General features: G+C 25.0%; 23 protein-coding genes and 2 pseudogenes. 14 read left to right on the top strand and 11 right to left on the bottom strand.

Annotated elements, in window-relative coordinates; all coding sequences use genetic code 4:
• The first annotated feature begins 64 nt into the window (after window positions 1-64).
• The 4 genes and pseudogenes from AACL22_RS01840 (at window position 65) to AACL22_RS01825 (ending at window position 3,286) form a co-directional block, all read left to right on the top strand.
• Window positions 65-1,603: a PTS transporter subunit EIIC gene (locus AACL22_RS01840; RefSeq protein WP_338989190.1), complete on the top strand. Its 1,539-nt coding sequence runs from the start codon at window positions 65-67 to the stop codon at window positions 1,601-1,603.
• Window positions 1,604-1,631: 28 nt separating this feature from the next.
• A pseudogene (locus tag AACL22_RS01835) lies at window positions 1,632-2,546 on the top strand (alpha-amylase family glycosyl hydrolase).
• 16 nt (window positions 2,547-2,562) lie between these two features.
• Window positions 2,563-2,928, top strand: a complete 366-nt coding sequence (locus tag AACL22_RS01830) for an alpha-amylase family glycosyl hydrolase (RefSeq protein ID WP_338989187.1) — start codon at window positions 2,563-2,565, stop codon at window positions 2,926-2,928.
• Window positions 2,929-2,947: 19 nt separating this feature from the next.
• Window positions 2,948-3,286: a hypothetical protein gene (locus AACL22_RS01825; protein WP_338989184.1), complete on the top strand. Its 339-nt coding sequence runs from the start codon at window positions 2,948-2,950 to the stop codon at window positions 3,284-3,286.
• On the opposite strand, the gene AACL22_RS01820 is transcribed toward AACL22_RS01825, so the two are convergent.
• Complete coding sequence (locus tag AACL22_RS01820; RefSeq protein WP_338989182.1) at window positions 3,263-3,724, bottom strand: DUF3137 domain-containing protein; 462 nt, start codon at window positions 3,722-3,724, stop codon at window positions 3,263-3,265. The genes AACL22_RS01825 and AACL22_RS01820 overlap by 24 nt on opposite strands.
• Window positions 3,725-4,631: 907 nt before the next feature.
• Here AACL22_RS01820 and AACL22_RS01815 point away from each other — a divergent pair.
• Together AACL22_RS01815 and AACL22_RS01810 are read left to right on the top strand one after the other, a co-directional pair.
• On the top strand, window positions 4,632-6,515 hold the full coding sequence (locus AACL22_RS01815; RefSeq protein WP_338989180.1) for a prolipoprotein diacylglyceryl transferase: 1,884 nt from the start codon (window positions 4,632-4,634) through the stop codon (window positions 6,513-6,515).
• Between the two features lie 103 nt (window positions 6,516-6,618).
• Window positions 6,619-6,987, top strand: coding sequence for a ferritin-like domain-containing protein (locus tag AACL22_RS01810; protein ID WP_338989178.1), 369 nt, complete (start codon window positions 6,619-6,621; stop codon window positions 6,985-6,987).
• A gap of 185 nt (window positions 6,988-7,172) precedes the next feature.
• On the opposite strand, the gene AACL22_RS01805 is transcribed toward AACL22_RS01810, so the two are convergent.
• The gene (locus tag AACL22_RS01805; RefSeq protein WP_338989176.1) at window positions 7,173-8,108 is read right to left on the bottom strand and encodes an IS30 family transposase; all 936 of its coding nucleotides are present in this window, start codon (window positions 8,106-8,108) and stop codon (window positions 7,173-7,175) included.
• A gap of 72 nt (window positions 8,109-8,180) precedes the next feature.
• On the opposite strand from AACL22_RS01805, the gene AACL22_RS01800 reads away from it, so the two are divergent.
• The 4 genes from AACL22_RS01800 (at window position 8,181) to AACL22_RS01785 (ending at window position 10,673) form a co-directional block, all read left to right on the top strand.
• Entirely contained in the window at window positions 8,181-8,444 is a 264-nt protein-coding gene (locus AACL22_RS01800; RefSeq protein WP_338988774.1) for a hypothetical protein, read from the top strand.
• On the top strand, window positions 8,411-9,298 hold the full coding sequence (locus tag AACL22_RS01795) for an IS3 family transposase (protein WP_338992955.1): 888 nt from the start codon (window positions 8,411-8,413) through the stop codon (window positions 9,296-9,298). The genes AACL22_RS01800 and AACL22_RS01795 overlap by 34 nt, the downstream gene beginning before the upstream one ends.
• A 96-nt stretch (window positions 9,299-9,394) precedes the next feature.
• The gene (locus AACL22_RS01790) at window positions 9,395-10,150 is read left to right on the top strand and encodes a hypothetical protein (protein WP_338989174.1); all 756 of its coding nucleotides are present in this window, start codon (window positions 9,395-9,397) and stop codon (window positions 10,148-10,150) included.
• A gap of 1 nt (window position 10,151) precedes the next feature.
• A complete protein-coding gene (locus tag AACL22_RS01785) occupies window positions 10,152-10,673 on the top strand; it encodes a lipoprotein (RefSeq protein ID WP_338989172.1) in 522 nt (173 codons plus the stop codon).
• A gap of 34 nt (window positions 10,674-10,707) precedes the next feature.
• Here AACL22_RS01785 and AACL22_RS01780 read toward each other — a convergent pair whose 3' ends face one another.
• The 5 genes from AACL22_RS01780 to AACL22_RS01760 form a co-directional block, all read right to left on the bottom strand.
• A complete protein-coding gene (locus AACL22_RS01780) occupies window positions 10,708-10,914 on the bottom strand; it encodes a hypothetical protein (RefSeq protein ID WP_338989170.1) in 207 nt (68 codons plus the stop codon).
• Between the two features lie 288 nt (window positions 10,915-11,202).
• Window positions 11,203-11,694, bottom strand: coding sequence for a hypothetical protein (locus AACL22_RS01775; RefSeq protein WP_338989168.1), 492 nt, complete (start codon window positions 11,692-11,694; stop codon window positions 11,203-11,205).
• 13 nt (window positions 11,695-11,707) lie between these two features.
• Window positions 11,708-12,343 (bottom strand): hypothetical protein, encoded by a 636-nt coding sequence (locus tag AACL22_RS01770; protein ID WP_338989166.1) that lies wholly within the window; start codon window positions 12,341-12,343, stop codon window positions 11,708-11,710.
• A gap of 125 nt (window positions 12,344-12,468) precedes the next feature.
• Window positions 12,469-13,197 (bottom strand): PQQ-binding-like beta-propeller repeat protein, encoded by a 729-nt coding sequence (locus AACL22_RS01765; protein WP_338989164.1) that lies wholly within the window; start codon window positions 13,195-13,197, stop codon window positions 12,469-12,471.
• Between the two features lie 458 nt (window positions 13,198-13,655).
• Complete coding sequence (locus tag AACL22_RS01760; RefSeq protein WP_338989162.1) at window positions 13,656-15,392, bottom strand: hypothetical protein; 1,737 nt, start codon at window positions 15,390-15,392, stop codon at window positions 13,656-13,658.
• A 66-nt stretch (window positions 15,393-15,458) separates the two neighbouring features.
• On the opposite strand from AACL22_RS01760, the pseudogene AACL22_RS01755 reads away from it, so the two are divergent.
• Window positions 15,459-16,440, top strand: a pseudogene (locus AACL22_RS01755) (IS30 family transposase).
• Between the two features lie 130 nt (window positions 16,441-16,570).
• On the opposite strand, the gene AACL22_RS01750 reads toward AACL22_RS01755, so the two are convergent.
• The 4 genes from AACL22_RS01750 to AACL22_RS01735 all read right to left on the bottom strand — a co-directional run bounded on the left by AACL22_RS01750 (window position 16,571) and on the right by AACL22_RS01735 (window position 19,961).
• Window positions 16,571-17,398, bottom strand: coding sequence for a hypothetical protein (locus AACL22_RS01750; RefSeq protein WP_338989160.1), 828 nt, complete (start codon window positions 17,396-17,398; stop codon window positions 16,571-16,573).
• Between the two features lie 95 nt (window positions 17,399-17,493).
• Window positions 17,494-18,720: a hypothetical protein gene (locus AACL22_RS01745; protein WP_338989158.1), complete on the bottom strand. Its 1,227-nt coding sequence runs from the start codon at window positions 18,718-18,720 to the stop codon at window positions 17,494-17,496.
• A gap of 17 nt (window positions 18,721-18,737) precedes the next feature.
• A complete protein-coding gene (locus AACL22_RS01740) occupies window positions 18,738-19,172 on the bottom strand; it encodes a hypothetical protein (protein WP_338989156.1) in 435 nt (144 codons plus the stop codon).
• A gap of 99 nt (window positions 19,173-19,271) precedes the next feature.
• A complete protein-coding gene (locus tag AACL22_RS01735) occupies window positions 19,272-19,961 on the bottom strand; it encodes a hypothetical protein (RefSeq protein ID WP_338989155.1) in 690 nt (229 codons plus the stop codon).
• 91 nt (window positions 19,962-20,052) lie between these two features.
• Between AACL22_RS01735 and AACL22_RS01730 the strand changes: the two genes are divergently transcribed.
• The 3 genes from AACL22_RS01730 to AACL22_RS01720 are packed head-to-tail and all read left to right on the top strand — an operon-like array spanning window position 20,053 to window position 21,375.
• Window positions 20,053-20,298, top strand: a complete 246-nt coding sequence (locus AACL22_RS01730) for a hypothetical protein (protein ID WP_338989153.1) — start codon at window positions 20,053-20,055, stop codon at window positions 20,296-20,298.
• A complete protein-coding gene (locus AACL22_RS01725) occupies window positions 20,271-20,705 on the top strand; it encodes a UPF0236 family transposase-like protein (protein WP_338992953.1) in 435 nt (144 codons plus the stop codon). The genes AACL22_RS01730 and AACL22_RS01725 overlap by 28 nt, the downstream gene beginning before the upstream one ends.
• Window positions 20,695-21,375, top strand: a complete 681-nt coding sequence (locus AACL22_RS01720; protein ID WP_338989151.1) for a hypothetical protein — start codon at window positions 20,695-20,697, stop codon at window positions 21,373-21,375. The genes AACL22_RS01725 and AACL22_RS01720 overlap by 11 nt, the downstream gene beginning before the upstream one ends.
• Window positions 21,376-22,046: the final 671 nt, after the last annotated feature.

The raw sequence follows: 22,046 nt of genomic DNA, 5'->3' as shown, positions 1-22,046 counted from the left end.
GGAAATGATTCCATACAGGAGATAAAAATTATAACAAAAAAAAACATATACTACTGAAATAGCAGTGTTAATTCCATTATTGGGAGGGATTGACAATATTATTTCATATACTCATTGTGTTTCCCGGATTAGATTAGTTTTAAAAGACAATACAAAAGCGAATTCAAAGGAAATAGAAGGATTAGATAATGTTAAAGGAACGGTTCAACCAATTGGGCAATATCATATTGCAATTGGACCTAATGTCAATAATTATTTTGCTGAATTTAAAAAATACTTAACTTCTAAAACAGAAAAATTAGGAGAAAATATAACAAATGAATCAACAGTAAAAAAAGGAAAATGATATCAACGATTATTACAACATTTTTCAGAAATCTTTATTCCCATAGCCCCAGCCTTAATAGCAGGGGGATTAATTTTGAGATTTCGTAACATTTTAGAAGCAAATTGAAATGGGGAAGGAACTTCATTGGTAAGTATTTCAGGATTTGCTAAAGGGTTAGATGATTTTTTGTGAATTCCAGCCCAAGCTGTCTTTTGATATATTCCAGTTACAAATTGTTGATCAATATTTGCCAAAATGGGAGGTACGCCAGTTCTTTGGATTATTATTGGTTTAACATTGTTATTACCACCGTTAGTCGATATTTTTGAAATTACTAAAGGTGCTAATAATTTATTATGAATTTTTGATGTGGCACCAACATTTGACTTTGGAGCATGAAGTTTTCCTTGAAAAATTCAATATACAGGGCAAGTAATTCCGGCAATTAGAGTAGCTTTTTTTTTTTGGGTTTATTTAGAAAAAGGATTAAATCGAATTGTTTCCGCTGTTCTAAAACAAATTTTTGTACCATTATTAACGATTTTATTATCTTTTACAGTTGGATTATGTTTAATTGGTCCAATTGGCTATATCATTGGAAGTGCAATTTCAGTTGGATTAAGTTGAGCGTTAGTTAATCCAATTGCAAAATATTTCTTTGGACCAATTTTAGGATTATTATATGCGCCAATTGTAATTACTGGTGTTCATACGATGCTTAATGCAGTAATGATTCAAGATACAGTTCAAATTGGGGGAACATTTATTTTTCCAATTTTATGTATGTCAAATATTGCCCAAGGAAGTGCCACTTTAATGTTTACTATTAATAACCGAAAGGACCCAAAAATGAAAGAAATTGGAATTTCTGCCACAACGTCGGCTTGATTGGGAGTAACTGAGCCAGCATTATATGAAATTAATTTACGCTTTCTGTATCCATTCTTAGCAGCAATTGTTGGTTCAGCAAGTGGCGCAATGTTATTAACCGTTGCAGGCGTAACTTCAAATGGAATTGGAAATGGGGAATGATTAGGAATTTTATCAATTCAATCATTTAGTCAAATACAAGGTGTTCAAACATTTATTGGTACGGGGTATACGTGATTTATTCTTAGTGCATTACTAACAATGAGCGTAACAATGGCCTTAACATGATTTTTAGAAAAATTTCCACGTTTTACAAAATTACGAGATGAAATATTACAAGTTAAGGGGACAAGTTTAATTAGTTTTAAAAAACAACCAAAAGTGATTGAGAATATTAATAAATAAATCTTTGAAACGATAAAGGAGATTATCAATGAATAAAATAAATTTTCAAGAAGCGATTGTGTATGAAATTCACCTACAATCGTTTTATGACAGCAATCATGATGGTGTTGGTGATTTACAAGGAATTATTCAAAAATTAGATTATTTAGCAATGCTAGGAGTTAATTATTTATGATTAAATCCAATTTATTATGTATCACCACAAAAAGATAATGGTTATGATGTTTCAGATTACAAAAATATCAATCCGCTTTTTGGAACAATGGATGATTTTGAAATGCTAGTTACAAAAGCAAAAAAACGGAACATTTTTATTATGATGGATATGATTTTTAATCATTGCTCAACAAAACATGAATGATTTCAAAAAGCACAGACAGGAAATCCAGATTATTTGCAACGATTCTTCTTTCTTCCTGGTGACAAAGCAAATTGCCCAAATAATTGGCAAAGTAAGTTTGGTGGTTCAGTATGAGAATATCACGATAAATTAAAAATGTTTTATTTACATTTATTTGATAAAACACAAGCTGATTTAAATTGAACGAATGAAAGTCTACGCCAAGATATTTATCAAATTGTTAACTATTAATTGCAAAAAGGAGTTCGAGGGTTACGATTTGATGTTATTAATTTAATTGGTAAACCAAATACTTTTGAAAATGATTTAACTGGTGATGGTCGGAAATATTATACTGACACACCACAAGTTCATACATATTTACAAGAAATGGCTCAAAATACTTATTTGAAAACAAATGATATTATTACTGTTGGTGAGTTATCATCAACATCAATAAAACAAGCAATTTTATATACAAAGCCAGTGGCCCAAGAATTAAATATGGCTTTTACTTTCCATCATTTAAAAATTGATTATTTAAATAATGAAAAATGAAAATTAGCGCCCTATAAGCCGGCTAAACTAGTAGCAAAAAATTAAGGAATGACAGAGTCCGGTGCAAGCAGCAGGTGATTGGTTAGCTAATTTTTTAAATAATCATGATCAACCACGCGCATTATCACGCTTTGGTGATCCGGAAAATTATTGTTTTGAATCAGCTACAGCTTTAGCAGCTGTTGTCTTGTTACTACGAGGAACGCCATTTCTTTATCAAGGAGAAGAATTTGGCATGGAAAATAATAATTATACCAAGATTGAACAGTTAAAAGATGTTGAATCAATTAATTATTATCACATTCTTCAAAATGAAGGAGAACAACCAGATGCTATTTTAAAAGTATTAAGTGCACGTTCACGCGATAATGCTCGTACTCCAATGCAATGAAATAATCAGCAATTTGCTGGGTTTAAGTACACATAAACCATGAATTGATGTTAATATGAATTATTTAAAAATTAATTGAGAAAAAGATTATCATAGTCCACAATCAATTTTTAAAGCTTATCAAATGTTAATTCAATTTCGCAAAAATAATCTTGCCTTTAGTTATGGCGAGATTGAATTTGTTGAAATTAATCCAGTAATATTAAGCTTTTATCGTTATTATAAACAAAACAAATTTTTAGTATTAATTAATTTATCTGCGCAAACAATTCCAATGCCAGATAATTTATTGCCTAAAAAAACGATGTATAACAATTACTCAACTTTTGATAAAAAAATTAATCCTTATCAAGTTCTTGTGTTTGATTATTTAATGTCAAAACCATTTAAATAATCAAACCCTTTTTAAATGAAATAAATCTAGTTCAATTTTAGCAATTAAGTCATCAATACAATTTTGGATATTTCTATTTCTTGCAATTATTGGTTTTCAAATTTGGTTTTGATGGTGGGCTTTTGTGCTATAAAAGTATTTATCTAATAAAAGAGTAAATTTATCGTTAACAAATGACATTGATAAAACTTCTTGATATTTGTTACTATTATCGATTAAATTAGCCATTGCTTTTGGGGTTAAAATTTTACGTAATTTTATAGGGTCTGTTGTATTAGTATCAAAAAGATTAGGAAATTCTGTTCCTTCTAATTCAATTTCTTTATTATTTAAAATAAATTTTTTAAATTTACTTTGATGTGGCACAATATTGGCTTCAATTTCAAGGTTTTTTGGTAAAGTAGCTGCAAAGAAAAAGTAATTTTCAGAACGCTTCATTTCAATTCATAATAATAAATAGGTGATATTAATTCCATTTGCAATACTATTTGATGTTTTTTGGCCTTTTGATTTACTATTAGAAAGCGAAACTAAAACAATTAAACCAATAAAAAGACAAAAAATTAATGTTTTTTAAAAAACCATTGTTTTACGAACCGTAATAATACCTAATGAAAAGGTATTATTTTTTATTGTGCCATTGATAACTTTATTATCAATTTTTTCTTCTAAGCTACTAACACGAATTAAACTTTGTTGTAATAAATTATTTTTTTGGGATTTTTACTAAAACTAGTGAAATTGGGTTCTAGGATAATCTTAAAATTATTACTTATTTCATCAAAAATAACTTCATCTTTTCAAAGATCAGCAATTGCAATTCGGTAATATTCATTATAATCTAATCGATTAAGAAAAAGACTAATACTAATAGCACCGGCTTTAATCAACATATAAACAATAATTGTTATTACTAACAGCGGTAAAGGTAAGTATATTAAATAAAATGTAAGTGCAGGGTCATTATTATTAGCAATAAAAGTAAGAATAATACCAATAAATAAAGCAGTAGTAAAAATTAAGATTAATGAACTGAAAATAACATCAACAATGATTGATTTACGTTAAAAACTAGTAATTTTTCGATAATGATTTTGTATATGTTCTTGGTGAAGTGCTTTAATTTTATTAACTGCTGTTTCTGATAACGCAGTGCTAGTCATTTGTTATTTCACATCGCTTTCTAAAAAAGTAATATTGTTTTAGGTAAATTATAATTTAAAAAAAGTAAGATTACAATTAAGTCCTAAAAATAAATAGACTTTTTTATTTGAACTTGGTATATAATAATTATGCATTGTTTTATAATTTAGAAAATAAAAACACTTAAGGAGTGAAAAAATAAATGAACAGTTTATTATTAACAAGCGTACCACCAAATCCAGAATGAATTACGCCAAGTAATACATCACATAATATTTTGGCAACATATGGCGGATGAATTCATATGTATGCTGTTTTTATTACAATAGGAATGATTTGTTCGGTTTTAGCCTGTTTTATTCGACTAAAATTAAAAAAGGTTTCGATTGAACCATTAATTTGATCAATTTTTGCTATTATTCCATTTTCATTATTTGGAGCAAGTTTTTTTGGAAAATTTAATAATGATGTTAATCATCCTTGAATTTTAGAACCAGGTGATGTTCCATTTTGGTCTTTATTTGCGTTTTGAAAAGCTGGGATGAGTATTCATGGTGGTGTTTTGTTCGGAACAATTACTGGCTTAATTGTTTTTTGCATTGTTGGTCGAAAAGCAAAAGTTTCACTTTGAGTTTATACGGATTGTATTATTCCAAACATTTTATTAGGACAAGTATTAGGTCGTTGAGGTAATTTTTTTAATCATGAATTATTAGGAAGTGTTACTTCATATGATTCATTACGTTGATTACCAGCTTTTATTCGGGATAACTTATGGCAGTGTGATGGTTTATCACCACAAACAAATAACCTTGGTGAAATTGTCTTTAGCCAACCGATCTTTTTATATGAATCATTCTTTAATTTCTTAGCATGATTATTTATTACTTTTTTTATTCCTGTTGCTGGACAATTATTTAGTAAAAAACCATGGAAAAAAGACCCTAAAGAATATCCTTTTGATTTAAAATATAATTTTATTCATTTTTTTAATCGAAAATATCTTAAACCTGATAAAATGACTTGAAAAGAAGTTTGGGATAAAGCATATTTTAACTATGTACCAAACCAAAAGCAATTAGATGAAATGGCTAAAAAAAGTGGGCAAATAGATAGTTCAAAAGAACAAACTGGTTTTACCAATAGAATTAAAAAATGATGACATAATGATAGTGCTGCATTAACAAAATTAAATAATACGGGGCGTTATGCAATCACACGTAGCGGGGTGCAAACTGGTTTTTATTTCTTTTTATGAAATTTGATTCGTTTTATTTTAGAAACACAACGTGATGATGACACAAGTTTATTTATTAAAAATCATCGTACGCTAGATTATACGGTCTTAATTTTAATTGCCCTAATTGGTTTAGGATTAGCAATTTATGTGCAATGAGGAGCGCCGAAAAAATTTCGCAAAAATGGATTTATGTATGAAAAAGAATATGTTGATTTTCATAGTTTGCAAACATGAAAATTTGAAAAATATTTAAATAATAATATCATTATTGGCGAAGATAATTATGTTAATAAATTACCAGTAGTCATTAAGACAAAAGTTATGGAATTCTTAGGATATCAAGGTGAACCTTTTGAAAAATATTTTGAATTAAAATATGTTAAAACAAATGAACAAGAAGCAAGCAAGCACGAAGTTATTAATTATAGTTTTAAAATAGTTGCTTTACCAGGAACAAATAATAAATTTATTGATGAATTAGTTGTTAATCAAACTTTTAAATTTAATTTAAGTAAAATTTTACAACAAACAACATTAATCTTATCAAAACCTGATGACAATAATTATTTTACCTTAACGAAAAAACAATTGGGATTATTATTAAATGCTATTATTCATACTCCTGAAAAGGCAAATGAAATTAAAACGAGGTGGTATCAATTTTATCCTCATATTAATGAACAAAAAACAACAATTTTTGATCTTGATTTGAATGATTTAATTGCTTTTGATGAATTAAAAATTAATCCAAAAGCAAAAAAAAATGAAATATCAAAATTCCAATTTAAAGAAAATCAATTTTATTACTTTAATAAAAAAATTGCTTTTAAATTAAAATGAGAATAATTAACTTTTAAGAGTGTACAATAATAATAGAAAGAGAGGAAAAATTATGTTAACAAACGACATTGAAAAAGATTTATAACATTATATTGATGAACACATTAAAATGCAATTCTTTTTCTATAATTTAAGTTCAGCCGCTGATAAGTTAGGGTTTCCTGGTTTTAGCCATTATTTTCAAGTTCAAGCACAGGATGAAGTTTTACATCAACGTCGAATTATGAATTTTGTTTTAGACCGCGATGGACATTATCAGATTAAAAATATTGCTGAAGAATATAAAGATATTAAAAATATTATTGAATTAATGGAAACCTATCAAACAAAACGAGCATATTTTGCTGAATTAACAAATAAATTAGCACAGCATGTCAATACAGTTGGTGATTTAGTTACTTATAAATTTTATGATTGATTTATTATTGACTTTTATGAAGAATTAGCTGAAGTAAAAGATATTATTGTAATGAATTAAAATGTCAAATAATAGTTATGTAAATTGTACTATGAAGTGTAGCAGTTTATTTGTTACCATTATAACATCAATAAAATAAATGTTCAATATAGTTTATTTTAAAAAAATTTAGTAGTTTTGTTTTAAATTTATGAATTTTGGCACACTGAAAAATAAAATGATTAAAATTTTTATAGGTAATTATATTAAAAATTAAACATTTGTATAAAAACTTCTTTTGAAGATAGTCAATGTAAAGATTTTTTAAGTTTAGAGTTTATTATATTAGCAACTTCTTGATAATAATTTCTTGAATAAATACTTAAATCAATTCCTTTGGAAAATCAATGTCTAAAATCGCGGATTGCTCTTTCAACTTTGGGTTTTTGTGTTGGAGTTCCAGCATCACAAAAATATACTTTAGCATTTGTTATTTTTTCAATTTTTTCTCAATCAGCAAATTCTTTACCTTGATCAGTAATAATTCCTTTGCATCTGTCTTTGAAAAATCTGTTAGAAAAAATTCGTTCTACTGCGTTTGTAACTTCTTTTGTTGTTTTTTCTTTTAATGCTTCAATAATTTTAAATTGGGTTAATTCTTCGATTAAAACTAAACAAACACTATTATTTTTACCAACCATAGTGTCCATTTGATATCAACCAAATTCATATTTATCATGTTTTGCTTCTTCAATAGTTCTAAAATTTCTTATTTTTCCACGGTTATCAATTCTATTTTTTGTTTTATATTTTCTACCATGAAAATACAAATTATATTTCTTGAAATTTAAAAATCCTAAATGAATATATTTATATAAAGTTTTAAAAGATACTGGAAATTTAATACCGAATTCTTTTTCATATTTTTTAGAAATTTGTTCTGGTGAAGCATGAAATTTGTTATATTTTTCATCTAATCATTCTAAAATATTTAACAATAATGATGATTTTTTAAAACATTTTTGTCGATTTTGTAAATAATCTTCGTGTGCTAATTTAGCGTCATATTCATTATCTTTTAACCTTTTTATTTCTCGTCTAATTGTATTGCGATTTTTATGCAATATTTTTGCTATTTTAGATATATTGGGTTGACCATTTTTTCTTTTTAATGAATCAAGTTCTAATAAATCTTTTAACATTAGAGTGCACCCAAAAAAGTAAGCAAAATAAAAAAAGATTTTGCTAAATTTTTATAGGGGGTGCATTTTTATATGGCAAAAAAAGGACAAAAATATAACAAATATACATCAGAATTTAGAACAAAAATCATTGAGGAAATTAAACAAAAAAGTTGTTGAATAGTAGCAAAACAATATAATATAAATGCAAATACAGTAGAATCTTGATGAGCAAATCATAAAAAAGGAAAATTAAACAATCCTAAAGGACCTAAAATTTCTTTTGCCAAAAGAAATTTAGAATATTATAAAACAAGGTATGAATTATTAAAAAAGCTCCATGACTTTTACAATTAAGCAAACTAAGAATTGTCTCTTTTATTAAACAAAATTTTTGTGAATATTCAATAAAATTATTACTAGAAGTAACAGGGTTAAAACGTAGTTATTGAGATAAATATAAAAATTATGACAGTAGCAAAAAAGAAAAAAAAGCAATAAATGATATTGTAAAAGTCTATGAAGAAAATTTAAAACAATTTGGTTATCGAAGAATTACTAAATATTTAAAGGAAGATTATGGTATAAAATATAATTCAAAAAAAGTTTTAAGAATTATGCGTGATAATCAAATACAATCTGAATATGTAAGAAAAATGAGAAGAAAAATGAAATATAAACAGAATAAAGAAAAAAGCTTATTGCAATATCCTGATTTAATTAATCGTAAATTCAATGATATAAAAACAAGGTTTTCAGTACTATATACTGATGTAACATATTTAATTTGAAAAGGAGAAAGATATTATCAATCAACAATTATTGATGGATATACTAAAGAAATAGTTGATGTAAAGTGATCTAAATATAATGACAATAAATTAGTAATGGATAATTTAAATGATGCAATTAATAAAATAAAATTAATAAAAAAAGATCTGAATGGAATAATAATTCACTCAGATCACGGATATCAATATACATCCACTATTTATCACGATAAATGTTTATATAACGGTATTACAATTTCAATGGGAAAAAATTACCACTGTGCATATAATATTGTTATAGAAAGTTTTCATTCATTACTTAAGAAAGCTACAATCCATAATAAAATATATAATTCACATGAAGAATATATACAAGATGTTATAAAATGAAATACATGATATTCAAATCGTAAAGAAAAAGATATAATTAAAAAAAAGTAAATACTTTTTATTAGTACTTACTAAAATGGGTGCACTCTAAATGATGAGAATGATCAATATTATTCTGCTTTAAATATTACAGAAAATTCAATACCATTGGAAGTAAGAATTAATAATACTGCAATTAATCAAATAAGAGAAATACAAAATAATTCAAATTTATCTATAAGAGAACGAAAGACAAGAGTGCTTTTAATAGTGGGTATTACTTTTACAGGAGTATCAACTACGACTGCAGGAGTTTCTGCGTTATTGAATTTAGCTCGCGTCGGAAATGTTCAATGATCTACTGTAATAGATAATGCATTAATTGCAGCAATTCCTAGTGCTATTCTTTCGATTTTTACAACTGAAAGAATATATAATTCGATTATGAGAATAATAAATTCAGTAGGTAGTTCAAATATAAATAATGGAATTTGAGCAAGATTCTCAAGAGGAAACTTATTAGTTTCGGGGCTATTGAATGAAAATGAACAACCAATTAATAATGAATCAGATAATGATAATGAATCAATTTGTTCTTTTGTTTCAGCTGTTACTCATCAAAATTCAAATCATGATGAATTTAAAAGAAGCATAGAATCTAATTGTGAATTAAATTATTATCTTGCGTCAAATTCTTGAACACCAAGAAAAATTACTAAAGTACAAGGGCAAGTAACTGCAACAGCAATATTTCAAAAAGATGGTGCAGATAATATAAAATCTAGTAGTTTATATGCTGCAACAACAAAAGGATTATATTATTTTTATAGAGATTCTTGAAATCCAAGCAAAATTACTGGAATTAATGAAATAATTACTAATATTAATCTTGCACCAACCGGAGCAGCATACTTTACAATTTAAAATGAAAAAAATATTAAGTCTTTTGGGAACAATCACTTTAATTGGAGCAAGCACAACAAGTTTAGTTGCTTGTAATACACCACAAAAATATACAACCGAAGAATTAACAAAAATAAAAGAAGAAAACAAAATAAATACTACTAACCAAGAAATAAGAGATAATTTAGAATGAATATCATCACAAGAAAAACCATTGAATAAAATTGATAATAAATGATATTTTGTAGTATGGCGAAATGATGATAATGGTGATTTAAAAATTAGTAAATTTAAAAATAGTGTAAAATTGAATATTGGCGAGACATATAATATTAACGAGAGCTTACTTTTATTCAATGGAAATTTTGCTGCTAATTTAAAAATTGATTTAGAAGTTATTTTAAAAAACGGAATTCCAATTACCTGATTTTTTGATAGGGATAGCACTTTTTTAAAATCTGTTTATCGTTGAAATTTTAATACAAATATTCCTAGTTTAACTGTTGATTCTAAAACTGGTGAAATAAAAATTGAAGATGAATAAATATAAAAACTCATTTAATTAATTAAATGAGTTTTTATATTTCTAATGTAATTAATGATAGTTTTTCATTATTTCTACTAAATAATTCCAAATTGTTAATATTAATTTGTTCTTTTTCGGTAAAAATTGTAATATCATAATTTCCATAACCTCATATGCCCGATATTTCAATTTGATTTAAAATAAATAGTTTTTCATCATAAGTTATTTTAATAATATCTTCAACCAAATCTTTAGTCATATTTGCTCAAACCGCCTTAGAATAAAGTAATCTATATCATTGTGAAAAATAGTTTAAATATTCTTCTATTTTGTCATTAGAAACAATTAAATTATCAGCAGGAATAAGAGAAGGGATATTATTTGTTTTTAATTCATTTGTTAGTGATAACCAATTAAAATATTTTGCTTCTAATTGATAAATAAAATTTTCTGAAATATCTTTGTTTTTAACAGTTACTTTAATTTCATCATTATTGTTATTGATATTATTTTGATTTTTTAAATTCCAATCTGTAATTTGTCCTGTTTAAGGTGAAATAAATGGTGTATTTGGTTCTTCATTTCCATTTCAACGATAAACAGATTTTAAAAAAGTGCTATCCCTATCAAAAAATCAGGTAATTGGAATTCCGTTTTTTAAAATAACTTCTAAATCAATTTTTAAATTAGCAGCAAAATTTCCATTGAATAAAAGTAAGCTCTCGTTAATATTATATGTCTCGCCAATATTCAATTTTACACTATTTTTAAATTTACTAATTTTTAAATCATCATTATCATCATTTCGCCATACTACAAAATATCATTTATTATCAATTTTATTCAATGGTTTTTCTTGTGATGATATTCATTCTAAATTATCTCTTATTTCTTGGTTAGTAGTATTTATTTTGTTTTCTTCTTTTATTTTTGTTAATTCTTCGGTTGTATATTTTTGTGGTGTATTACAAGCAACTAAACTTGTTGTGCTTGCTCCAATTAAAGTGATTGTTCCCAAAAGACTTAATTTCTTTTTCATATCGTGTTTATAATTAATTCTTTACTACCACTATATCTGTTTTTTTATTTTTAAATGTTACATTTTTTTCTTCCGAATTTAAGGGAATAGCTTCCCCAATCTCAGTCTGATGCATAATTATTTCTTTTTTACTTTTAATATCATAGTAAAAATTTATACTATTATCATTATTTATTTTTATTTTTGAGGGTAAAATTTCATTTTCAAATAAACTAAGCATAGCATCTTTAATTGAAATATTAACTATTATTTCATTATTATTTTTATCAATTAATTTTGCACTAACCATACCTTCAATTTTTTGATAATAATTTAAAATAAGCTCTATATTATTTTGTAAAGAAGTAACATAAACTGAAATTTTACTATGTGGTGGCACCTTTACTGGTTGAGATGGAACAGTTATTGTTGTAGTGTTTGTGGTTGTTTTAATTTCTGTTTCAGAAGAATTTGAAGTATCTGTTATAGTATAAGTTTTTGACTTCCCTCATGTATAACCACCACCAGCTTCAACTGCAACTTCAAGTTTTGCACCAAAAACAACAGGGACACCAGCATTACTACTAGCTTTTGCTGTAACTTTAGTATTTACATTTGTACTTCAATTATCAGTATTTGATGTTGTTTCTGATTTAGAAAATCCATTCATTTTTTGAAATGTATTTGTTTCTGTTAATTGTTTAGAACAAGAAACTGTATTTTGAATTTGTTCAATATTACTATTATTTATAAATGTTGAGTTAGAATCTTTACAAATATCATTAAGATCTTGTTCTAAATTATATGATTTATTTTTTGTGTTTCTTCTAAAACAAGTTCAGATTCTGTTAAATTTTTTAAATTAATATTTAAAATCTGTTTAATTTCAGAATTAGGATTTTGTTTTTTATGATATAAATATAACCCTCTTTTTACTTGATCTCTCATATTAATAATTTTAGATTCAATTAATTGCAATGTATCATATTCATAAACTTTATTATCTTTTGAACCAAAGTATAATTTGTTATTTAAAGCTACCCCAGAAGATCAAATACCACCATTTGTTGTAATTACAACTTTTTGTTGTCCAGTTTCAGGATTATATTCATATACTTTTTTATCATATGAACCAAAATATACTTTATTGTTTAAAACAACTCCAGAAGATCAAATACCATCATTTGTTGTAATTACAACTTTTTGTTGTCCAGTTTCAGGATTATATTCATAAACATTATGATCAAAAGAACCAAAGTATAATTTATTATTTAAAACTACACCGGAAGAAATAATACTTTTATTTGTTATAATAACAATTTCTGAAATTCCAACAATATTATTTTTTTTATTATTTTGTCTTTTTACTCTATTTAATTTTTCTAAATTATTTTTTTGTGAATAATTAACTTTACTAATTTCTAATTTAGTTTCTTCTTTTTGATAGGGGCTAGCAGCAATTGTTGTTGGTACAGCGGTTCCACCAATAGTTAATAGACTTAATAAACTTAAAAGTTTTTTCATTTTATTATTTCCTTTCTTTTATCTTGAAAATTTTTATCAAGATCTATTGACATTATATATATATATATATATATATAAGCACTTTTAAAACATATTTGAGAAAGGAAGTTATTTAAATGATTATTATTGTGATTATATTGTACTAATCTGGGCTCGCGGTGATTTTCATAAGTTTTGCGAAAAATGCCTTAAAGTTTAAAAAAACTTTTGCCGCGCTTTTCAAAATACTTGGGAAAAATTCTAAGCGTTAAGCGAAGAATTTTATAAAGGTTCCCAAATTTGTTTGAAAGAACCTCAAAATCTTTTTTAACTTGTAAGTCATTTTATCACAAAAATTTAAGAAAATCAACCGCTCGCCCAAAACCTAAAAAAATCTGCTATTACAGATTTAATAAAAATATAGATAAAAATTAATTGAAATATTCTCTAATTTTATTTCAATAATATTATAATACATTTTATATACCCATTTTAAAGCGATACGGATAAGAACCATAAAACAAAGCATCATATGGATCGTGGTACATTTTACTGTCGGGTGTGTTTGTTTTGGTATCGCTAAATCTTAATTCACTAATACACTTATCTAAAAATGGGAAGTTATATAATATACCATATATTTTGCCTTGAACAAACATTTTTCTTATTCATGTTACACGATTAATTATTCCCGCTTCTTTATTAAGGGATGTCTGATGTTTTTTGGCTTTAAACATCTTAATTTTATAACCTAAATAAGGGTAAATATCTTCTTGTAATTTTTGCATAAAGTCATGAGCATTAATATCATAATGAAATGTAGCATATTCAAAACCATCAAATTTATCAAAACAGTTAATTATTCATTGTCCGTAATGTTCAACTATTTCATTTAAATTCATTGCGTTTTTTGGGGTAACAACATTTTCTTTAATTAAATATTTATCATATTCATTATTTTCATTAATTTTATAACCACTAAATAAAAATACTGTATGGTCTTCACTACCATTAGCATAATCAACACCAATTGAATAACTATCAAATTGATATTGTTTTGTATTTGTATTATAAAAATCTTGTAAATTATACTCTTTAATATATTTACGATAATTTCGTAAAACATAAATACTGGGGTCATTATCGTTATATTCAAAACCGTAATATTCAAGTTCAAATAAATCGGGTCGTTCTTCTTTATTTGCTAAAACAATTTTTTTGGTAATATCAGGTATTTTATTTCAAACAGCCCCCATAGTTAAACGCAAATTAAAAATACCCAAACCATTAAATGCTTGTTTGTTTTCTGAATATACCTGATTGTGTTCTTTTAAAATATTTTTAATTCTTTCATTTAAAGGTAAATATGGCGTTACAAATTTTTCATAAAAGATATGGTATTTATCAAAAGGATTAAAGGTAAATTGATTAGAATATGTTTTATAAAAATATGTTGTAACTGTTATATATTGTTTTGCTATGTTGTCTCATTCTTGAAATGTCCAAGATAATTCTTTTACTGGAATAGGATTATCTAAATTATATTGTTCATTATCATTTTCATCCGTGTATTTTTCGTAAGACACTTTTAAACTTTTAGAACGAAACATTGAAACTCTTAAATTATTATATCTTTTATCTAGTTCTTTATCAGTTAAGATTTCTTTTTCTTCAGCATGTATCATTTCGTCAGTTCATGCTGATATAATACCACTACCTTTACCAACTTTCCCCATAATTTTATTACCATTAGCATAACCCGCAAAAGCAATTCGAACACCACTAGGAAAAACAATTTCGCCACCTTCTTTAACATTTTTAGGTCAAACAATGCCATTTTCATTGTCGGGTCCTATATCAATCCCATATTTATCATATAGATAGTTACATACATTAATTGTATCGCCAAATGTAGTATCTTCGTGGGTGTTGGCATATCTTCGTAAAATGACCGACGAAGCATCAGTAAAATTACAAGCAAAAAATAATTTTTCTACTAAATGATTTCATGTTTTATTAGTACCACGCCCCGCTGAAACAAACTTAAAAAAACTTGGCGAAGTAAAATATCTGGCATAACTATCTCCAATAAAGTCTTTAAATACTTCTCAATCAAAACCAAAATTATAGTCACTAAAATTTAAATCATATTTTTTATTTAAATGTTTATAAAAAGTAATTCGTTTTTTGTTATTAATTTTACTAAATTCTTGCATATTTATTGACCTCTTTATTTTATATATAATACATTATAAGAAAAAATGAAAGGAATTTGTATAAAAATGAGAAAATTTAAACATTTAATATTTGATGAACGAGATTTATTTAAAGATTTATTATTATCTGATACTTGTAAAAAGAAAAATGGCACAATTAATTTATCTGAAATATCACGACAAACGGGGTCGTGGAGTTAATACTGTTAAAAGAGAAATAAATCGATTTAAAAATATAAAAGATTATAATCCATATCAAGCACAAAAAGATTATAAATAAAAACGTAAAAAATGCATTAAAAAACTACCTAAATTTACAAAAGAGCAGTTAGATTTTATTAAAATAAGATTTAATAAATACCACGATACACCCGAACAATTAATTTATCGTTATTTCTTGGAATTTGGTGTTAAATTTCCTGCTTGTGTTAAAACATTGTATAAATGAATTCGCTTAGGTGAATTTGGATTAAAAAAAGAAAATTTACCCCATCGTGGTAAAAAATATAAAACAAAAGGAAAAACTGATAATCGTGGTAAATTAACTAACTTTAAATCAATTTGAGATATTGAAAATAAAGTTTCTAATGTTGGATGATTTGAAATGGATACTGTTGTAGGAAAAGACCATCAATCTAGTAATTTAGTTTTAGTAGAACAATCAAGTAAAAATTATTTTGTAATGAAATTAAAAAATAATACTGCTAATAAAGTTTTAGAAAAATTTAAAGATATTGCTAAAAATAATAATTTAATTGGAAAAATTAAAGGAATAATAACAGATCGTGGAAAAGAATTTAGTAAATGAAAAGAAATGGAAATATTTGCTGAAACACAAGTTTATTTTTGTGACCCCGGTAAACCACAACAAAAACCATTAATTGAGCATATGAACGGTGAATTTAGATATTGACTTTCTAAGGGAATTGATTTTAATAATATTAGTCAAAAAATGATAGATTGAGTAGTTAATGTTATAAATGATAAACTCCGACCATGTTTAAATTGACTAAGTGCAAAGACAATGTTTTTACAAAATTTTAAATAAATTTATTAGTTAAAATTTAATAAATTATTTTTTAGTGTGCTTAAATATGAATAAAATAAGATAAAATTACAAAAATTTAATTTTTTCTGAAAAAGTTGTTGAAATTTATTAAAAATATTTTATTATTAACTTAACAAGATATAAATTTGCCGTTTATATATACACAGCGCCATAATTTATTATTATATATTTTACTGCCCCGCATTAAATTAGCATTTAATATCAGGTTTTTACCAACACCTTTTTTATGAAGATTAGTCATTATGTTATATCACTCATTAGTATTAATTTTGCTTATTTTATCAATATTTAATCCATATTCAGACAATCATTTATTAGCATTTATTTCATTTATGCGTGGTATTTTTTGAACTAATGTAGGACTTATTTTTTGAATATTTTTTTCAATTTTTAATAAATTATTAATTGTTTCTAATTTAGAAACTTTAAAGCCCTTATAAAAATCATTTCGGGCTAATTTTCCAATTGTATATAATAAAGTTTCATTATTAGCTTGTTTTGTAAAATCAAATATTAATTTATCAGATAAAATCTTTTTACCTCTAACTTGTCTTACAACATCTTCTAAATTATTAGCAGTTATTACACCTAATTTTTCAAGTAGTTTAGTTTCTTTCGCTAATTTTAAAATTTTAGTTGTTCAAGCAGCACGCGTTAATTTTCCAATACCACCAATTGCTGGTAGCAAATTTAAGGCAGTACTTTTTACTGTCACTTCTGATGTTAATTTATCGTATATTTGATTTACGGCAAAATCGGTTGCTGTTTCTACTCCAAATGAGATAAATGCTGCGGCAAAATTAGATAATCCCGCACCTAGACCAACAGCCGAAGCAATACCATCAGTTAAAACTGATAAACCAAGTGCTAAAACTTGAATTCCTAAAAATTCTAATAACTGTAAACCAAAATTTTTTTCTTGTTGTTGGATTGACAATCTAGTTGGATTTTTTTAACAGCATAAATAAGGGCTGTTTTAGATGTTCCAATTGGCATATATATCAAACGAAAAAGTACTATTTTTTAGTACTATTAAGAATTTTTAATTTTAACATCAATCGGATTTGTTTGACCAGTAGCGTTGTTTTTACCTTCAATTTGAACTTCAACAGTTTTATCATTTGTAATATTAATTGGTCAGTCTTCACCTTTACTTTTAATAAAGTAATCAAAATCACTTTCAGTTAAAGAACTATTTACGGCTTTAACTGCTTTTAAAACAACATCTTTAAATTGTGATTTTAACTGTTCGGCTGTTGCTTTTGTTGGGTCTGTAACATGAATATTTGATTTATCTATTTTATTAATTTTACTAATATCAATTTTTGAAACAATATGTTTAATAATTCCCTTAGGTTCAACTACTGCCCCACTTAAATATAAAACTCTTTTTATAATCAAAGTATTACTCATTCCAGTATCCAATGCAGCTGCACCAACTCTTAATGGAGTATGGTCTTTTTTGCGTAAGATAAGAGGGTCATATTTTTTACTAAATTTAAAGGCAATTGCATTAACATCATCTGGTAATAGAATAATTGTTCCTTCTGAACCATCTTTATTAATAATTGATAATTTTTTAGGAACCATATAATATGTTGTTCCTTCAACAGTTTTCATTGCTCCGCTTGTTTCAATTACATTGTTTATTTGGTCATTTGCTCCAAGTTGTAACTGTAATTTATTACGAATTCCATGAATAAAATCAGCCGAACCCAAGACAACTGTTTCTGATGGGGTAAATCCATTTTCATATATTTTATCCATAATTTCATCGTGAATTTGTAAAGCATTAGTATCATCTGCTTTTTGACCTTGAATGGTTGTAACTACTCCTTTATTAATAATTTCTAAAATTTTATTACGTTTATAAGCAACCTCAGTATCCATTGCTTGTTCAATATCAGCAGCCCAAAGATTAGGGTTAAAATCACTTTCTACAGGGTCTAATTTACGAGCAAAAGTTAAAATTGTATCTAATTCAACAATTCCATCATCAAATTCTACTTCTGAATAATTTAATAATTTATCATCAGTATTAAATACTTTCCCATCTTTACCAGAACCTTCATTATATTTAATATTTTTCTTTCTTTTATATGCTAAACTAAATTTACTTGCATCTTTTCATGCAAATAATGCTTCTCAACTAAATTTTTGTTGATAAGTTTGTAAATATCATTGTTCAAATGTTTCTCGATCTCGTTTTGTTGCTTGATTAGCAATATCTCCGAAAATTCTTTGTGGGTTTTGTGCCATAATTTACTTTCTTCTTTCTATTTATTAAATACATTGTCTGTATCTAAAATATTGTTTTCTTTGTTTTCTACTTTTGGTACGCCACCAGTATTAACTGTTTGTACTTTAATTAATTCATCATAAACACTTTGCAATTGTGTTTTAATGATTTCAATATCATCAGTAATATCATAAGACTTTAATAAAACATTTTTAAATTCTTCATTATCAGTTAAAGAATTAATAAAGTCAATTACTTCAATTTGTTTTAATTGAATTGTTTGTTGTTCAATTTGTGAAGTTAATTCAGTATTTTTTGTTTGTAGTTCGTTGATTTGCTGATTACTATTTTCTAAATTAATTGCATTAAATTCTTCAACTTCAGCAGTTTTAATATCTAAACTACCATCTTCATTTTTAATAGGTTCACTATTTTCATTAATAAGAACATATTTTACATTTTTTAATGCCATTGTTTTTCCTCCTATTTTTTAATATTTGTATTTGTTCTTTTTCTAATCGCTTTTTGTATAATTTCAAAACTGTCTACTCAAAAAGACAAAAAATAGCGTTTAGTTTTTATATTTAAATTGTTCATTATCATTTTCATCAGTATATTTTTCATAAGATACTTTTAAGTTTTTTGATCTAAACATGGAAATTCGCAAATTATTATATCTTTTATCTAGTTCTTTATCAGTTAAGATTTCTTTTTCTTCAGCATGTATTATTTCGTCAGTTCATGCTGATATAATACCACTACCTTTACCAACTTTCCCCATAATTTTATTACCATTAGCATAACCCGCAAAAGCAATTCGAACACCACTAGGAAAAACAATTTCGTTACCTTCTTTAACATTTTTAGGTCAAACAATGCCATTTTCATTGTCGGGTCCTATATCAATCTCATATTTATCGTATAAATAATTACATACATTAATTGTATCGCCAAATGTAGTATCTTCATGGGTATTGGCATATCTTCGTAAAATGTTAGATGAAGCATCAGTAAAATTACAAGCAAAAAATAATTTTTCTGCTATGTGATTTCATGTCTTATTAGTACCACGCCCCGCTGAAACAAACTTAAAAAAAGTTGGTGAAGTAAAATATCGGGCATAACTATCACCAACAAAGTCTTTAAATACTTCTCAATCAAGACCAAAATTATAGTCACTAAAATTCAAATCATATTTTTTATTTAAATATTTATAACTAGTAATCCGTTTTTTGTTATTAATTTTGGTAAAATCATGCATTTTTAAATAGCCTCCTTTTTTTGATAAAATTATGTGAAGTATTAAGTATCATATTTTAAAATAATTTGTTTATATGAAAGGAAATTATAAAATGGAATTAAAACAAAATTTATTAGAAGATTATAAAAAAGATAAAATAATAGAAACAAACAATGAAACTAAAAATTTCTTGATTGAAAGAGATAATGAGATATTTAAATTATATCAACAAGGACAAATATTACAAGGACATAAGGTGATATCAAAATTGCCAAAAACAATTAAAACAGAATATGGAGATATTCCTATTAAAAGAAGATTATATGTTAAATATGATGAAGAAAAAAAGAAAATATAAATCGTTATCCTTTAGATGAAGAATTAGGTTTAAAAAAATACGAAAGAATTGAAATAAATTTAAAAAATAAATATATGTCTTTTATAGGTGATGGAAAAAGATATAAAGATATTTTACATACAACAGAGAATGCAAATATTAGTGAAAGAACAATATCTAATATTTTTAAAAATGCCGATTTAGAAGAAACCGATTACATTAGTAATAAAAATAACAATAAAATTAAAATTCCAAATAATGTTTTATATATTCAAATTGACGGAGCTTTTGAACCAATGCGAGAAAATAAAAAAAATGAAAATAAAATATTTCTTGCGACTATGCATGTTGGTGTTGATCAAGAAAAGTCAACAAAAACCAGAATAAAAATGAAAAAGAAAAAAAGGCGTTTTTCAAATGATGAATAAAAATCATAAGAATAAAAATAATAAATCTAATATTGATAATTTTATTGATAAATTTTTTAAATCATTGGATACTTATGATATTAATCAAAATACTAAAATATTAATATTAAGTGATGGTGAAAAACAAATTAAAAAAATTTATAGAGCAGTAAAAGCAAAATATAAAAATAATACTGTATCATATAGTTTAGATAAATTTCATTTATCAAATAGATTTAAACAATTATTCCCAAATCGAAATAGGATCAAAATTCATAGAATAAAATATAAATTAGCAAAAATATATTTCTTTACTGGAAATTATAAATTATTATTAGATTTTTTAATATGTCATTTACCATATGTTAATGGTAATAAAAAAATATTTTTATTAGAAACCATTGAATTAATTAAAAGTAATGAAGAAGGTATTGTAAATCAATCATTAGAATATAATATTGGTTGTCATGTTGAGGGTGATGTATCGCATTATATTAAGGCTGTTAAAGGGCGTGGCGCAAAAATATATTGTAAAGAAACATTTATCAATATGTTAATTGCTTCTATGTTAAGACTTAATAATCAAATTAATGATGAGAAAGTTGATAAAACTAATAAAAATAATAAAGAAAAAATTGAATTTAATATATTTAATTTAAATCAATTTCAAAATCAATTTTTATCTTTATAAAAAAAACCTTTTAAAATTAGCAATAACTTTAAAAAGTATTTTTTAGTGTGTCAAAATTCATAAATTTATAAATTATTTTTTCAACTAAAAATTATATTTTTAAAAAAGCTGAATTTTTTATAAATTTTGTTATCATTCAATTATAAGCGAAACTTAATTTGTTTCTAATTACTTAATTTTATTAAAAACCTAAGAATAATGAATACTACCAAAATAAAATAATGTTTTGTTTGCATAATTTCAACTCCTTAAATTAAATTTTCTATACATAAAAGAAAAAAACAAGATTATATCTTGTTTTTAACTAACAACCCGTATCTTTGCAACGGTCCCCTATTTTTAGTATGTTAAAATATGAAATTATTTTTTGTATTTTTTTTTGTGTTATTATGTTTTAATAAAAGAAAAAAGTTTCTTGTTTTTAAATAAATTAAGTAATACCCGTTTATATGCAACACTCCCAAATATTAAATGATTTTTTTTCTAATGAAATTAAAAAGAAATATGACGTTGAAATTGATTAAAATTATATTAAAAGTTAATAAAAATAATAAAAAAATATTAAAATATAGGGTTGAAATGAAAAAAATATTCGTATAAAATTGAAATCTTCTGCGAAAATTTTTCTAAAAAAGAGTATAATAATATGTGGCAATGATTTCATTGATAGT

Origin of the sequence: Spiroplasma endosymbiont of Seladonia tumulorum (assembly GCF_964020235.1) — a bacterium.
GTDB lineage: Bacteria > Bacillota_I > Bacilli_A > Mycoplasmatales > Mycoplasmataceae > Spiroplasma.
Note: the sequence above shows the minus strand (reverse complement) of the source record. Positions and strands in the feature narration are given on the sequence as shown.